Genomic DNA, 11331 nt, shown 5'->3' on the forward strand with positions numbered 1-11331 from the left:
ACCCGTTCTCCACGGGAAACGGAGGGGTATCCATCAGTGTCACACACCGTCACGATACGGCCGGCGGGTGGGAGACCGGCGGTGCCGACCCTGACGGCTGTGTACGACCGGGAGACGTGTCTCGTCGTGGGGGCGAGCGGGGCGCGGCCGGGAGGAGAGCGGGAGGCGAGCGCAGCGGGGCGGAAGGCAAGTGGGAACTCTCAGTCCCCACCCGCGCCGACCCGGGCAGTCCGTGCGATGGCCTTCCAGCGTCCGGTCGCGAACCGGGCCGCGTTGACCCCCGCCCGCGCGTAGAGGTCCAGCAGGATGGCCGCGTAGATGGCGACGACGCCGAGACCCCGGCCGGGAGCGAGCGACAGGGGACCGAGCGTGACCGCGTAGCCGACCGGAAGCGCGAGGAAGGCGACGGGGAGCCGGAGGAGGTAGGTCCCGACGAGCGTCCCGTAGAACGGCCAGCGCGTGTCCCCGGCGCCACGCAGGGCGCCGCGCGTGGTGCGCGAGAGCGCGAACCCCGCGACCCCGAGCGCGAACACCCGGACGAACTCCGCCGTAAGCGCGACGTCCTCCGTCCCGAACAGCATCGCGATGGGGGCAGCGAGAACGGCGAGGGCCGCCGCCGCGAGGAGCTGTGTGGCGAGCGCGACCCGGACCGTCGCCCACCCGTCGCGCGTGGCGCCCTCCTCGTCACCGCCACCGACCGCCTGCCCGACCAGCGTGCTCGCGGCGGTGGCGTACCCCCACGCCGGCATCATCGCGAACAGCACCACGCGGCGACCGACGGCGTAGGCCGCGACGTACGGCGTCCCGAGGACGCCGAGGACGAACAGGAACGGGAACCGGCCGAACGTGCGGGCCAGACGGGTGCCCGTGAGCGGCGTGGCGACCCGGACGATCTCGGCCACGAGGCCGCGGTCGAACTGTGGCCCCCCGACCCGGAGCCGGATGGCCCACCGGCCGGAGAGGAAGATCCCCGCGAAGACCGCGGCGCCCGCCGTGTTGGCGACGGCCGTGGCGATGGCGGCGCCCGCGACCCCGAGCGGCGGCGCCGGACCGAGACCGAAGACGAGCACCGCGTTCAGGACGATGTTCGTCGGGAGCGTCAGGAGCCGGACGTACATCGGCGTCCGGGTGTCGCCGACCCCGGCCAGCGCGCGGGCGGCGATCATCGACCAGAAACGGGGGGCCATCGACAGCATCACGATGCGGAGGTAGGCCGCGCCAAGCCGGGCGGTCTCGGCATCCGGCGCGAGGAGGTCGAGGAGTGGTCGGGCGTAGACCCACGAGACGACCGTGAGGGGGACGGCGACCGCGAGCGCCAGCCAGACCGACTGCTTCACCGCGAGGTCCGCGCGAGCCGGTTCGTCGGCGCCCGTGAGCCGGGAGACGACGCTGATGGTGCCCGACGTGAGGGCCAGCGAGATGCCGAAGGCGACGAAGTAGTACTGGAACCCGAGTTCGAGCGCGGCGATGCCGACCGCGCCGGTCGCGAGCCCGACGAAGATGAAGTCCGAGACCCGGAGCGCGACACGCAGGCCGCCCGTCACCATCACCGGGAGGGCGAGGTCGAACGCCCGGTCGGCCCGGTCGCGCTCGACGATTCCGAGCCGCGCGAGGAGCGCGGGAAAGCGCATCGCCCCTCGACGCAGCCGGATGCCCACGGCCTCCAGCAGCGACGCGACGCGAGAGAGGAGACCCGTGAGCGCGAGCACGACCACGAGGACGATGGACGACGGATCGCGGGACGCCACGACTCGATGAAGGGGCGGCGCCCCCCTCGTTCTTCGGGTTCACGTCGGAGGCTGCCGCGGGCCGTCACTGTCCGGACAGGTCGTGGCCTCACGGTCCGGCCCCGGGACTGTCGTGACCTCACGGTCCGACTCCAGGACTGTCACGGAATCGGAGGGCGGTTCCACCGGAAATCGAAGGGGCCGAGGTCGAGAGATGGAGAGAGTGAAATCGAGGGGCCGATGCCGAGAGGGATATCCCGGTATCAGGACGGCGACCGCTCAGCGTTCGACCGAACGAGCCGGGAAGCCGGTCCCGTCAGGCGTCGCCGGGCTGGTCGCCCAGCCACTGCTCGGGGACCTGGATGACGTAGCGGCCGTTCTCCTGGAGCGCGATGATGTACTCCTCGCGGTCGTACAGCTCCATCAGGTTGAGCTCGTACTGGCCGGGTTCGAGGATCTTGATGGACTCGAACTGGTCGTTGAGCTGCTCACGGAGCTCCGAGATGTCCGGCTGGTCCCCGTCCGGCTCGCTGACCACGCGGCCGTCGCTCGGGCCGTCGTCGGCGATGCCGCCCGCGCTCCGGGCGCCGCTCACCGGGCCGGCGCCGGTATCGGGGCCGTCGGCAGCGGTGTCGGTGCGGGCCTCCGGGGCCCCGGACTCCGAGGCGGGGTCGTCCGCCCCCTCGTCCGCCTCGCCCACCGCCCGGGCAGCCTCGCGGGCGTCGGCGTCGATGATGCCGTCGTCGTCGGGCTCGAGTGCTGGCTCCTGGCCTTCCGCCCCCTGTTCGCTCGGCCAGGTGGCGTTCGGGTCCGGGCTGGCGCCGCTGGGCTCGGGGCTCGAGCCACGTGCCTCCGTTCCCGAGGCCGCCGGGGAGGCGCTTCCGGTCGGCGCCGTGTCCCCGGAGGAGCGCTCGGCGCTGGCCTCCGCGGGTGGTCGTTCGGGTGCCCCAGCCGCAGAATCAGGCTCCGAGCCGTCGTCGTTCGAGACGAAATCACGGACCTTCGTGGCGGCCCGACCGACCGTGTTGGCGGCGGTCGACCCCTCCGGCTCCGGGGGGTCGGCGTCCGGTGGCGTCTCGGGGATCTCCGTGCCCTTCGGGTGGAACTGGAACGTGTTGCCGCCACAGTCCGGGCAGCCGCTCAGCATCTCCTTCGAGCCGTCGTCGAAGACGTGCCCGCACGTGGTACACTGGTGTGGCATCGGTCGTGGCGTGGTGGTCCGTGGTTGTGGTCTCGCGTGGAGTCCGGGTGAGCCGCCGGGCGCCTCAGCGGCGCCGGATGAGCGTCCGGATGAAGTTCTCGTCCTTGTGCAGCGTCTCGATGCGGTTGGCCGGGCCGATGACGGTCAGCTTCGACTCCTCGTTCTTCCCGAGGACGCGGCCCAGGAGCCCGGAGGTGTCACGAGTGCCGCCGGGGTAGGTCTCGATCTCGATACCGGTGAACCCGTTCCCGTCGCCGTCCGGCTGGATCTCGCCCATCGTCACCTCGATGAGCTTCGACTCCTCGTCGGGGTCGAGCCCGCGCTCGAGGATGACGATGTTGCCATCGCGGACGCCATCGAGGATGAGGCGGATCTTCTCCATCGTCCGGAGCCCCTCCATCCGCTCGGCGCTGATCAGGTCGATCTGGACGCCGTCCATGGGGCTGTTCCCGTCGTCACCGGTGGTTAGCTCTGCCATCCTATCACCCGAAGTACTCCGCGATCTTGTCGTAGACCTCGTCCATGTTGTCGCCCTCGAGGGCCGACAGCGGGACGGTCTCGTGCTGGGGGAACGCGTTCCGGATGCGCTGGACGGAGGCGTCCTCCAGGTCGATCTTGTTCGCGAGAATCAGCACCGGGAGGTCCTGACTCTCGATGATGCCGATCAGCATCGTGTTCACCTGCGTGAACGGGTCCGTCGCGGCGTCCAGCACGTAGATGACGCCGTCGACGTCCTCCCGGAGCCAGTGCATCGCCTCGGCGACGCCCTCGGTCGCCTCGCGCGACCGCCGGATGGCGTCGTCCTCCTCGATGTCGTGCTCCAGGAACTCGGTGTAATCGACCTTGGTGGTCACGCCAGGCGTGTCCACGATGTCGATGTTCACCGTGCTGCCGTTCCGTTTGATCTCGACGTTCTCTTTCCGACGCGCCCGGCGCGTCTCGTGCGGTACGTGGCTCTCCGGGCCCACCGCATCGCCCGTCCAATCACGGGCGATGCGGTTCGCCAGGGTGGTCTTCCCCGCGTTGGGGGGACCGTAGATGCCGATCCGCTTCGGCTCGTCGGCCGCGAAGAGCTCCGAAATACTCGATCTGATGCTTGTGAGCAGACCCATCCTATCCTCCCGCACCCAGGCCCGATGGACCGGGGCGCTCTGGCGGTACTGCCGAACCCGAACCACTTAAGTCTGCGTCAGACATACATATACAATCAGATATATTCTAGACGGAGACGGCCGTTTCGAGCCCCGAATCGGCCGTCTGACGCACGTCATCCGGAATATACCTCAGCAAAAATACAATTTCTCGGTCAGTGTAGCGCGGGTTCTCGCCCGGCAGTCAGCCCCCCATCGGGGTCCTGGGCGACTCGATCGGATGCGACCTGCTGGAGTTCCCTGGGCAGCGAGACGTGGACAGCGAGACGTGGACAGCGAGACGTGGACAGCGAGAAGCGATACGGGCGGGATGCCAGCGAAGATATCGAGTCGGGGGACATCGAGCCTTGGAGACGAGAGATGGGAGACGGAAAGTGGGGTCGGAGTTGACGAAGCCGGACCCCCCCACCCCTTCGTTTCGGGTGGAACCGAAATCGGGTGGGGAGAGGTGGCTCGTAGCGGAGGTCTACGGCAACCATATAGGACTCTGAGAGAACTCTAGAAGTCTTCTCGCTAGTCTAGAGCGGTTCTGTCTGGACTCCGTCCATCCAAACCGCTTTCTGCTAGTTCTACGGGTATCGTTATGGTATCTTTGATATAAAACTTGCTAGTTCTAACAACCCCGCCGGGGGACCCCACCGCCTGATGCTGTTCCACCCGAAACGAAGGGGTGGGGGGGTCCCACTCCCGACCACCCCGACTCCTCCAACCCAGCTTCTCAGGCCCCGTCCCGCTCACCGCCATCCCCAGCCCACGACACCTCCACAGCTGACCGCCACCCCCTCCCCCAACCCGTCGGACCAGCGACCCCCTACCGAGTACCCGCCATCTCGCCAACTGCCATTCCGCCAACCGCCATCTCGCCAACTGCCATTCCGCCAACCACCATCCCGCCAACCGCCATCCCGCCAGATGCTAACTCGACAACCACCAACACGCAAACTACCAGCTCCGGTAGAGTCCCCCTACCACGAACCCCCCGCGACACCCCTCCGTGCTCGACACCTGTTGCCAGCGTGGTACGGACCGGACGTGTCTCCCATCGCTCTGCCCCCATCATCACCACAACGCTTAAGATGTTCACAACCACCCGTTCTTCTGCATCAACTGGAACCCCGACTTGTCTCATCTTGGGGGATTCGGGCCGCTCACCGCGTCTAACGGCCCGAGTGTGTGCTCGCGCGGCGGACTTCCACCTGAAACTGGGGGGAACTACACCACGCCGACGCGGACTGCCGACGCGGATCGAAAGGACACCAGTATGACCGACACAGATGGACACGACGAACACACGGCAGAGGAGCGGACCGAGGACCAACCGGGTAGTGTGATCGAGGCCGACTCGGTCGCCGACGGCGCGGCCGACAACAACGCGGCCGACAACAGCGGTGGGGTCGAGGAGGCCGGGACGGGTGACGAGGGCAGTCCCGTGGTGACCGACCATCCGGAGGCGGAAGCCCCCGATGGGACGGAATCCGAGGGGCCAGTATCCGACGGGACGGTATCGGACACGGAGCTGTCGGACGCCGGGACCGTCACCGAGGAGCCATCGGACGCGGTCGATGGGGCGCTCGACGGGTCCGTCGGCGCACCCGACGACCTCTCCGCACCGGACGGCGCCTCCGTGCGTGGCGGCACGCGCTCGGGAACGGCCTCGGACACGGACGGCGCCGTTTCCGACGGGGCTGCCGGCGCGAGTGCGGACGACACGCTCGGAGAGGTCGACCTCGACCTCGACGAGATCGTCCTCGACGACGAAGGTGAGGACCCGGACGAGGCCTCGCGAGGCCTGTTCGACGACCTCCTCTCGGGCGAGCCCATCTTCGAGAACAAGGAGGTCCTCCGGCCCTCCTACACGCCCCATCGGCTCCCGCACCGCGAGGAACAGATCAACAACATGGCGACCATCCTCGTCACCGCGCTCCGGGGGGACACGCCCTCGAACATCCTCATCTACGGGAAGACCGGGACCGGAAAGACCGCGAGCGCGAAGTTCGTCAGCGAGGAACTGGAGTCCACCAGCCAGAAGTACGAGGTCCCCTGCGAGGTCGAGTACATCAACTGCGAGGTCACCGACACGCAGTACCGGGTCCTCGCCCAGCTCGCGAACAAGTTCATCGAGAAGAACGAGCAGGTCGTCGAGGAGAAACTGGCGGACCTCCGCGACGTGGCCGACCGCCTCGAGGAGGAACCCGCGGCCGACGCGCTCGCGGGGACGGAGTTCGCCACCTGCGAGGCGCTCGAGGCCCGCATCGAGGAACTCGAGGCCGACCTCGAGGAGTTCGAACCGGTCCCCATGACGGGGTGGCCGACCGACCGCGTCTACTCGGCCTTCTTCGACGCCGTCGACTACCACGAGCGCGTGGTCGTCATCATGCTAGACGAGATCGACAAGCTCGTCGAGAAGTCCGGCGACGACACGCTCTACAACCTCTCGCGGATGAACTCCGAACTCGAGAACTCCCGCATCTCCATCATGGGCATCTCGAACGACCTGAAGTTCACCGACTTCCTCGACCCGCGGGTCAAGTCGAGCCTCGGGGAGGAGGAGATCGTCTTCCCGCCGTACGACGCCACCCAGCTCCGCGATATCCTCCAGCAGCGCGCGGACGTCGCGTTCAAACCGGAATCCCTCACCGAGGACGTCATCCCCCTCTGTGCCGCCTTCGCCGCCCAGGAGCACGGGGACGCGCGACGTGCCCTCGACCTCCTGCGGACGGCGGGTGAACTCGCCGAGCGCGACCGCACCGAGATGGTCAACGAGGAGCACGTCCGGCAGGCCCAGGAGAAGATCGAACTCGACCGCGTGGTCGAGGTGGTCCGCACCCTGCCCACGCAGTCGAAACTGGTCCTCTACGCCACCACGCTGCTCGAGAAGAACGGCGTCCACAACATCAACACCGGCGAGGTGTTCAACATCTACAAGCGCCTCTGCCAGGAGATCGACGCCGACGTGCTGACCCAGCGCCGTGTCACGGACCTCATCTCCGAACTCGACATGCTGGGCATCGTGAACGCCGTCGTCGTCTCGAAGGGACGGTACGGCCGGACCAAGGAGATCTCCCTCTCGGTCCCCATCGAGGAGACCGAGGCCGTCCTCCTCTCGGACTCGCGCATCGGCGAGGTCGAGGACGCACAGCCCCTCGTCCAGACCCGGTTCGACAACTGACACCGACGGCCGCGTCCCACCCCGGTTCGCCAACTTCCGACCTTCTACACGATACATCCTAGAAATATTTTGTATATATCCATAAAATCAAGTGTAGATATTAAAAATCGAAATTCTATCATTTAAGAGCGTAGAACGACATTGTTCATGGCTCCAGCCGCATCGTCGGGGTGTGTCCGGTGTCGCGTCCCGTGCCGCGGCCGTCCCGCCCCGGGTGGGGTCGGTCGCAGCCGTCAGTATCTGGTCGTCCGCCCAGAGGCGGATGTTGCCGAGCCAGGGGATGCGGAACTCGGCGGTCCCCACGACCCAGGCGGGTCTGACGACCGGTGAGAGTCCCATCACCTGGTCGTAGCGGTCGTTGGTCGTGGGGTTGTCGCCTTTGGTGATGAAGCCGGCGTGGGGTGCGGGACACTGGGAGAGTTCGCCGCAGCTCCGGGCGCCCCCGAGGTACGCCGGGTCGGCCTTGCCGTTGGCGACCCAGTTCTCGCTCTCGTTGACCCAGAAGCGGGCCCGGTGGATGATGGGGGTCCCGGTTGCGTCGCCTCGGGGCTGGTAGACGATGACGTCTCCGGGTGCGCCGAACGTCCGGTAGCCGGTCTCAGCACCCGTACGAGCCGGAACCACTCCGGTCTCGGCGTGGGCCCGGTCCGGCGCGAACCGGTGTTCCTCGACCACGAACACGAGGTCACCGCGGTGGAGGTTGGGTTCCATCGACCCGGAGGTGACGGCGACCATCGGGGGCCACAGCCCGCTGACCGCGAACAGCAACAGGCCGACGAGGCAGACGACGCCGACGGTCGAGAGGACCTCGCGGACGTAGACCACGGCACCGCTGTCGGTCGCGAGGAACCACTGGACCCGCTCCCGGAGGGTCTCGGGGTCGTCGTTGACCACGCCCACGCACTCCGGGCCACCGGCTGAATATCTTCCCCCTCGGTCCCATCTCCCCGACGCTCGGTGCTGTCCACACAGCCGCTCGCTCTCGGTACGGCCCTGTCACCTCCCGCTCGCCTCCCTCTGTCCCCGGGTCGCCCGCTCAGGCCCAGGTGCACTGCCCAGGGGTGCCGCTCGACCCCGCACCGGTTCCGGCGGCTGCCGCGCCGGTCAGCTCCGGTCCGAGTGTGCTCTGCCCGGCCCAGAGGCGGATGTTGCCGAGCCAGGGGATGCGGAACTCGGCGGTCCCGACCACCCACGCTGGCTTCACGGGTTCCGACAGGCCCGACACCTGGTCGTAGCGGCCGTTCGCGTCACCCTTGGTGATGAAACCGGCGTGGGGGGCGGGGCACTGCGAGAGCTGGCCGCAGCTCTCGGCGGTCCCGAGATGCTCGGGCTGGGCCTTGCCGTTGGCGACCCAGTTCTCGCTCTCGTTGACCCAGAAGCGGGCCCGGTGGATGATCGGCGTCACCGTCGTCCGGCCGTCGGGGTTGTAGACGATGACGTCACCGGGGAGCTGGAACTTCCGGTAGCCGGTTCGTTCGCCGGTTCGGTAGGGGACGACGCCGGTGTCCTCGTAGGCCGCCCCGGCTGCGAGGCGGTGCTCCTCCATGACGAACACGAGGTCGCCGCGCTGCATGTGCGGGTTCATCGACCCGGATTCGACGGCGACCATCGGGGGCCACAGGCCGCTGATCGCGAACAGCAACAGGCCGACCAGCAGCACGAGCGCGACGCTGGAGACGACCTCGCGGATGTAGACGACCGCGCCGTGGTCCGTCCGGAAGAACCACTTCACCCACTCGCCGGGCGTCTCGGGGTCCGGGTCCGAACCGCCGGCGGCGGAGACGCCAGCCCTCGACGGGTCGTTCGGACCCGCCGTCTCCCGGGCTTCCGACTTCCCGGCGTCCGACCGTCGGGGCGTCCGCGCGTCGTCGGACGCCCCCGCACCGTCGGGATCGCCGCTGTCGGCGGCATCACCGTCGCCCGCGCCGGGGTCACTCATCGCTCCAGAATTCCGCCCGACGGTGTTTCAACTAATCGGTAGTGCTCGGGTCCGGTTCACGGACAGCCCGACGCCGTGACGGCCCGTAGCGCTTTTGCCGGCTCCCGGCGAGGGTCTCCTGTGCCACTCGAGGAGCCGGTCGCGGTCGCACGCGAACTCGCCAGCCACGGGTTCAACGCCGACCGCGAGGCCGTCACCCTGCTGGCCAATGCGCCGGATCCCGAGGCAGCCCTCGCGCACGCCGTCGAACAGGCGCCGCCCGGGACGGCCAGGCTCACCGCCGCCGACGTCCGCCCGTCCATCGAGGCGACCGCCGGGGGCGGCAGGACCGGCGCTGGAACCGGCGCCGAAACCGGGACCGGGACCGCGGACCGGCCGGACACGACCGGGGAACCCGCCGCTGGCGACCGCTCGGCGGCTGCCAGCGACGGGGGAGCCGCCACGGTCACTGCGTCGGAACCCGCGGGCGACCGGCCGGCAGCCCACTCCGATACTTCGTCGAACGGTACGGGGGCCGACTCGGAGACGCTTTCGGAGAACGGTACGGAGGCCGCGTCGAAGCCGCCGTCCGAACCGGATGCCGACCCCTCTGTTTCGAGTGGAGATAGTCGGAGCACTCCCGCCGAACCCGACTCCGGGACCGGTGATGGATACTCGACTCCAGTTGAAACGGAGGGGTCTGCCGTCGGCGGACGCGACCCGTCGCTCCGCTCCATCGAGATCAGTGGCGATATCACGGGACGCTCGACCGGCACCGGCCGGTACGAGGACTTCGTCGCGGTCTTCCGCGACCGCTACGAGCGGCTGTCGCGCCACCTGAAGGGCCGGGTCAACCACCGCTCGACCGACACGCTCGGGAGTGCCGGCGGCGGTGGCGGGGAGGCCGGCCTCGTGGGGATGGTCGCGGAGATCAACTCCACCAAGAGCGGGCACTGGATGATCGACCTGGAGGACACCCGCGGGACGTTCCCGTGCCTCGTCATGAAGGACAAGGACATCGCCGAGCACGTCGACGAGCTCCTGCTCGACGAGGTCATCGCCGTCGAGGGCTCCGTGAGCAGCGACGGGTCCATCCTCTTCGTCGACGACCTCCACTTCCCCGACATCCCGCGCACGTACCGGCCGAACACGGCCGACCGCCCCGTCCGGGCGGCGCTCATCTCCGACGTCCACGTCGGCAGCCAGGAGTTCCTCGCCGATGCGTGGTCCCGGTTCGCCGACTGGCTCCACACCGAGGAGGCAGAACGCGTCGAGTACCTCTGCATCGCGGGCGACATGGTCGAGGGCGTCGGCGTCTACCCGGACCAGGACGAGGAACTCGACATCGTGGACATCTACGAGCAGTACGAGGCGTTCGCGGAGTATCTCAAGGAGGTGCCCGGCGACATGGAGATCATCATGATCCCGGGCAACCACGACGCCGTCCGCCTCGCCGAACCCCAGCCGGGCTTCGACGACGAACTCCGCGACATCATGGATGTCCACGACCCTCGCATCGTCGGCAACCCCTCCACGGTCACCATCGAGGGCGTCAATATCCTGATGTACCACGGCGTCTCGCTGGACGAGGTCATCGCGGAACTTCCCGAGGAGAAGGCCTCCTACGACGAACCCCACAAGCCGATGTACCAGCTCCTGAAGAAGCGCCACGTCGCCCCGCAGTTCGGCGGTCACACCCGTCTGGCCCCCGAGGAGCAGGACTACCTCGTGATGGACGAGGTCCCCGACATCTTCCACACCGGCCACGTCCACAAGTTCGGCTACGGGAAGTACCGCAACGTCCTCGCGGTGAACACGGGCTGCTGGCAGGCCCAGACGGAGTTCCAGAAATCGGTCAACATCGACCCCGATACCGCGTACGCCCCCATCGTCGACCTCCACCGGCTTGACAAGCCGGACCCGATGACGATCTACGACTTCAATTGAGCTTTTTTGACGACTCGGGTACCGCTTGACCGGCGGCGGAGCCGCCGGTCTGCGGGTACCACTCGCCGCAAAAAACGTTCAGAAAAAATGCTCGCCCTCGCCTCGGACCTGCTGGCCTGACGGCCAGCAGGACACTCGTCTCGGGCGAGTGAACCGCGCTCGCTTCGCTCGCGCGGATGCAAGGCACCTGCTGCTAGCTGCACCGAGTATCTGCCGAA

General features: G+C 68.1%; 8 protein-coding genes. 2 read left to right on the forward strand and 6 right to left on the reverse strand.

Features of this window, described 5'->3' with window-relative positions:
• Nucleotides 1-200 precede the first annotated feature (200 nt).
• The 4 genes from P2T62_RS23325 to P2T62_RS23340 all read right to left on the reverse strand — a co-directional run bounded on the left by P2T62_RS23325 (nt 201) and on the right by P2T62_RS23340 (nt 4040).
• The gene (locus tag P2T62_RS23325; protein WP_276261658.1) at nt 201-1631 is read right to left on the reverse strand and encodes an MATE family efflux transporter; all 1431 of its coding nucleotides are present in this window, start codon (nt 1629-1631) and stop codon (nt 201-203) included.
• Nucleotides 1632-2043: 412 nt separating this feature from the next.
• Complete coding sequence (locus tag P2T62_RS23330; RefSeq protein WP_276259426.1) at nt 2044-2928, reverse strand: Zn-ribbon domain-containing protein; 885 nt, start codon at nt 2926-2928, stop codon at nt 2044-2046.
• A gap of 64 nt (nt 2929-2992) precedes the next feature.
• Entirely contained in the window at nt 2993-3406 is a 414-nt protein-coding gene (locus P2T62_RS23335; RefSeq protein WP_276259427.1) for a DUF2073 domain-containing protein, read from the reverse strand.
• Between the two features lie 4 nt (nt 3407-3410).
• The gene (locus P2T62_RS23340; protein WP_276259428.1) at nt 3411-4040 is read right to left on the reverse strand and encodes an Era-like GTP-binding protein; all 630 of its coding nucleotides are present in this window, start codon (nt 4038-4040) and stop codon (nt 3411-3413) included.
• A gap of 1300 nt (nt 4041-5340) precedes the next feature.
• Here P2T62_RS23340 and P2T62_RS23345 point away from each other — a divergent pair.
• The gene (locus tag P2T62_RS23345) at nt 5341-7248 is read left to right on the forward strand and encodes a Cdc6/Cdc18 family protein (protein WP_276259429.1); all 1908 of its coding nucleotides are present in this window, start codon (nt 5341-5343) and stop codon (nt 7246-7248) included.
• An 87-nt stretch (nt 7249-7335) separates the two neighbouring features.
• Here the strand turns inward: P2T62_RS23345 and P2T62_RS23350 are convergent, their stop codons facing one another.
• A complete protein-coding gene (locus P2T62_RS23350) occupies nt 7336-8142 on the reverse strand; it encodes a S26 family signal peptidase (protein WP_276259430.1) in 807 nt (268 codons plus the stop codon).
• 142 nt (nt 8143-8284) lie between these two features.
• Nucleotides 8285-9187, reverse strand: coding sequence for a S26 family signal peptidase (locus P2T62_RS23355; RefSeq protein ID WP_276259431.1), 903 nt, complete (start codon nt 9185-9187; stop codon nt 8285-8287).
• A 120-nt stretch (nt 9188-9307) separates the two neighbouring features.
• On the opposite strand from P2T62_RS23355, the gene P2T62_RS23360 reads away from it, so the two are divergent.
• Nucleotides 9308-11113, forward strand: a complete 1806-nt coding sequence (locus tag P2T62_RS23360) for a DNA-directed DNA polymerase II small subunit (RefSeq protein ID WP_276259432.1) — start codon at nt 9308-9310, stop codon at nt 11111-11113.
• The last annotated feature ends 218 nt before the right edge of the window (nt 11114-11331 follow it).

It is taken from the genome of Haloglomus litoreum (assembly GCF_029338515.1).
Lineage (GTDB): Archaea > Halobacteriota > Halobacteria > Halobacteriales > Haloarculaceae > Haloglomus > Haloglomus litoreum.

Coding starts and splice junctions, on each gene's coding strand:
- P2T62_RS23335 (WP_276259427.1), bottom strand. CDS start 3,406: ATGGCAGAGCTAACCACCGGTGACGACGGGAACAGCCCCATGGACGGC.
- P2T62_RS23330 (WP_276259426.1), bottom strand. CDS start 2,928: ATGCCACACCAGTGTACCACGTGCGGGCACGTCTTCGACGACGGCTCG.
- P2T62_RS23340 (WP_276259428.1), bottom strand. CDS start 4,040: ATGGGTCTGCTCACAAGCATCAGATCGAGTATTTCGGAGCTCTTCGCG.
- P2T62_RS23325 (WP_276261658.1), bottom strand. CDS start 1,631: ATGCGCTTTCCCGCGCTCCTCGCGCGGCTCGGAATCGTCGAGCGCGAC.
- P2T62_RS23345 (WP_276259429.1), top strand. CDS start 5,341: ATGACCGACACAGATGGACACGACGAACACACGGCAGAGGAGCGGACC.
- P2T62_RS23355 (WP_276259431.1), bottom strand. CDS start 9,187: ATGAGTGACCCCGGCGCGGGCGACGGTGATGCCGCCGACAGCGGCGAT.